The organism is Mesorhizobium sp. M4A.F.Ca.ET.050.02.1.1, assembly GCF_003997725.1.
Taxonomy (GTDB): Bacteria; Pseudomonadota; Alphaproteobacteria; order Rhizobiales; family Rhizobiaceae; genus Mesorhizobium.
Genome location: NZ_RZSG01000535.1, coordinates 1 through 4,173, shown reverse-complemented (window position 1 = coordinate 4,173; position 4,173 = coordinate 1). Strand labels below are relative to the sequence as shown.

Genomic DNA, 4,173 nt, shown 5'->3' with positions numbered 1-4,173 from the left:
GCAGGTGATCGTCGGCGCCAGGAGTTCGGGCAGCCCCCTGAACCTGTCCCGGAGAAAACGGCAGATTTCGGCGTTCTTGTGTTTCCAGTAGCTCGCCTTGTCGGCTCCTTCGAGCCGGAGGATGAGGACGGGCTTTTCGGGCATCGCGTCGACAGCGCCGACGAGGTCCGCAGCCGCGAGCAGGATGCCTGAGAGCAAGTTCGGGTGCTCTTCCGTCTTGCGGAAGATAAAGGCCTCCCATCGCTTCAGGAGCTTCTTGTCCTCCTTCAGCGTCTCCCGGTACTTGAAGAAGAATTCGCGTTCCGCGTCGTCGGCCTCGCCAGTCTCGATGATGTCGTTCTCGAGGAGGTGTTTGTCCTCTTCCTCGAGGACGGCCGGAAAGTTGGTCTTGAAGAACAGCGACGAGGCCTGTGACAGCTTGATCCGCGTTGCCGCCTTGCTGATTTTCAGAACAGGCTCGAAAACTTCCCATCGCAGCCGGGCCGCGGCTTCCTGCGACGGCCTCCAGCTTCCCGCTTGGATGCTGTCGTCGTCGACGAGGGCGATCAGGACGTCCATCTCCTCCCGCCGCATGCGGGCGTTCGCGAACAGCTCGCCGATCCTCTCCCTAAGGACGCCTCGGTCCAGCGGAGCGCCGCGGTCGTTCCTGAGATAGAGCGCGTCCTCGGCTTTGCGGTGGAGTTCGGAAAGCTCCTCGCTCCATTTCTCCACGCTCTTAATGCGGCCTTTCGGGGCGAAGTCCTTGAACCGCCCGGCTCCTGCCGGAATCCGGAAGGCGGGCAGCGCGTTGTCGAGAGCCTTTTCGATGCGTGCGTTTTTCTGATGTTCGCTGTTCAGCATCAGCATGAATTTCGAAAGCATCGGCAGCCCGTCGACGACGAGGCCGGCGGCGAACGCGCCGCGCACGAAGTTGCAGACGTTGTCCCGATGCCTCGCTGGCAGGTCCTTGAGTTCCGGGCACATGGAAATCCAGAGTCCGGGAGCCTGGGACAGGGCTTCCTCCGAAATCTGCTTGATCTCCTTGACGGTCGCTCCCACCACGTCGAGATGGTCGGTGGTGACCGAGAACAGGATCACGCCTTGGCCCGCAGGGCGCTCCATGTTCCGGAAATGGGTCGCGCTGTAGTTGGAAAGCATGGATTGAGGCAGGGTGCCGTCCTGCAGCGCCGGGTTGACGTATACCTCCGCTCCCGGGATGCGGGCCGCGACTTGCCTGGCCACCGCGCACGTCAGGTCTGGCGGAAGGTCGACGATGGAGAACAGGGACTTCCTGCCGGGGCTGTCGAGCATCTCGCTCTCGATCCGGGCGACCGAAACGTCCGCGACAAGCGCCACTGCTTGGTCGTTTTCGGTTGTGGAAGCAGACACGGACACGTTCATCGGCGGACCTCGTAGAACGGGTTATGGACAAAAGCGCAGTCGTCGGAAAGACGGTGCACGAGGCCGAGGACGCGCAGGCGCTCCTCCAGCAGCCTCTGGTTGGCCTTGAAGTGCCCGTAGTTAGCCGCCTTGAACGTCTCACGGCCGACCTCCGAACCCGCGACGATCCCGTAACGGTCCCAGAGCGTCCTGAGGAAAGTCTCGAATTCGACGGGTTCCCTGACGTTGGCCAGGACGAGCGCCTCGAGCAGGCCGTCGCTCGCGGCGTACCAGCGGCCCGCTCCACGGACGGCGACGGCGAGGCCAATCTGCTCGGCGTAGAAACCGATGACGCGCCCGAGGTGCTGGTCATGGTCTTCGAGCGCTTCCCTTGCGATGTGCTCCGGGTACTGCTCCGGTTCGGGGCGCTGGTCGCTGTCGCCCCAGGTGAAACCGAAGCGCTTTTCGACAATCTCGTTGGCGGCGCGCACCTTGTGGGGCATCTCGAGCGCGGCCTTCCACTCGGCGGAAGCGGCGAACTCCTCGGTGAGCCGCTCGATCGCGGTTCGGGTCATGTCCCTGTGACGCCTGAAGCAGTCCTGAGAAATCCGTTTCACCCCGACGGTCGACGTGCTGACCATGTCCAGCGGGATCGGCGGAGGCTCGGACCCGAGCGCTTCGGCCGCTCTTTCGATCATGTACCGTATGATCCCGAACCCGGTCAGCCGCATGAGCGGCTCGGGCAGGTTGTCGTCAGGCAGTTCCGACAGCGACAGGACGTTGAACCAGTCCTGGGCGATCCTTTCGTAGGCGCGGTGGGATGGCAGGGGAAGGTAGCCCAGGTCGAAATCGAGAGGCGCGTCCTGCTCCTGCGGCTGCAAGACCTTGGCGAGGCCGTTCCATCGGCTGTCCTCGGTGAGCAAGCGGTTCTCGATCAACGGCTCGAGACTGTCCCTCAGGGAACTGCGGTTGAGCATCATGTAGAGCAGTTCGCCGCCCCGAGAGAAGAAACGGCGGTCCTTGTCCGCCTTCTCGGTCTTCTTCTCCCCGAAATCCGCAGCCAGCATCGCAGGTCCGCGGGGAGCCAAGTGCCGGGAAGTGGCGCGCCGCTTGCGGCCGCTCTCGATCTCGGCGCTGCGAAGCAGGACGACGGCGTTCCTGAAGGAGGAAAAGCGGGTGAACCTCTCCTTCAGGTAACCGAACTTGGCCTCGCCGTTCGTGCCGATGCGCTCGAACCACTTGGTCCATCGGGTATTGTCGGAGCCGAATTCGTCGCTGTTGGCGATCTCGTCGATGTGCCTGTCCTTGAAGAGGACCGTCCGCAGCTCGCGGCGCGGCGCGAGGCTGTAGCTGAAGCGCTCGTGCTTGCCGCCCTCGCCAAGACCGGGAAGGATGCGGTCGAAGTTCTTGTCGGCGCTCCTGAACGACATGATCCCCAGCGCTTCGAGCAGCAGGAACCACGGGGTCTGGTCGTTATAGAGCCGATGTCCCCAGACCTGCTGTTCGAGCCATACGTCCGTGCCCTTGGCGAACTGTTCCGTCGGCGGCTCGAGCGCGCCTTCAAGGTAATTCTTGACCATCGGGTTCTACTCCGCCGCCACGATGTCGAGCGAATCCGCCCGCAGCCGCCCGTCGTCGCCGAGGCGGACGACGCGCATGTTCTTCAGGTCTTCCCTCCTCACGAGCCGCGCCTGCTGGAGGCGGGCCATGACGCGCAGCCTGAACTGCCGGAGTTCCTCGAAGCACTGCCGGGAGAAGCTGCCGGGCAGGCTGCCCCGCTCGACCCGCATCAGGTACTCGAAAAGGAGCGGCGACAGCTTGTGGTCGGCCACTTCCGCGAACGGGTCGCTGAACCGTTCACGGATGCCGATCGACATCTTGGGCCTTCCCGTCCGGCTATCCGGCACGAGGTTGAAATGCACTGGGCCGCCTACATCCTGACCGACCGGAATTTCGAAGTCGAGGATGCGGCCTACCCTGCTCTGCGTGTTCGCCGCCGGACCCGTCAGCCACAGCACGTTAGAGTCGTCGCACATCGTGCCCGAGTAGCTGCGGTTGAGGCCTATCACGAGCCTGCTCTTGATATGTTCGGAAGGCCCTCCCCTGCAGCCGGATTTCCAGAAATCAATGTACTGCCCGCCGTGCCGAAACACCGTCAGCCTCCACGGGTCGACTTCCTCTTCCTTCGTTGACGGGGGCAGCACGAAGAACAGGCGCCTGCGCTGCGCCTCGAGCGCCCTCTGGAAGACGGTGAAGTCATCGTACGTGCCGCGCCTGTAGTTAACCCGCGCAGGCTCGAACAGCGGTTCTCCGTGCACCGGGTCTGACGCGACGTACTTCGCATGGACGTCCGGAGGTTCCTTTTCGATGAGAAGGGTGTCGATCTCGTTGTTGGTCTCCAGCCCGATCCCCGCGTTCTCGAACACCGTGAAGGCGAGGTAATCCCGATTCTCGTTTGCCTTGAGATTGAGCCCGAGGACGTTGTCGTACGGATTGGACCGGACGGTCTCGTCTTCGGCGGCCAGCAGGTGCGCCGCCCCGCACGTCATGAGCGTGGTCTTGCGGTCCGAGACCCCGAGGAGCACGTTGACGATGAGCACGAGAATGTGACGCATCGGCAGGTGGGTGTCGTTCGCGGCCGCGATCCTGATGAGGTCGCCGAGCCTCGACCGCATGGAGGCGGCTCCGCGGTCGGCGAGCAGCGCCCGGTTCCTGCGTATCGGGCAGCTGCTGGTTTTGTAAAGGCCGCATCCTTCGCAGGCCGCCCATTCAGGATGTTCGACGATCTGGGTGACCAAGTCGTCGAACAGGACG

3 protein-coding genes are annotated in these 4,173 nt (G+C 63.5%); all 3 read right to left on the bottom strand.

All coding sequences use genetic code 11. The annotated features are described in order from the left end of the window. On the bottom strand, window positions 1-1,380 hold a 1,380-nt coding region (locus EOA33_RS26325), incomplete at its 3' end, for a hypothetical protein (RefSeq protein WP_145989287.1). Further along, a complete protein-coding gene (locus EOA33_RS26320; protein ID WP_127406965.1) occupies window positions 1,377-2,939 on the bottom strand; it encodes a hypothetical protein in 1,563 nt (520 codons plus the stop codon). The genes EOA33_RS26320 and EOA33_RS26325, both read right to left, overlap by 4 nt. Window positions 2,940-2,945: 6 nt before the next feature. Next, on the bottom strand, window positions 2,946-4,173 hold a 1,228-nt coding region (locus tag EOA33_RS39285; RefSeq protein WP_210212608.1), incomplete at its 5' end, for a hypothetical protein.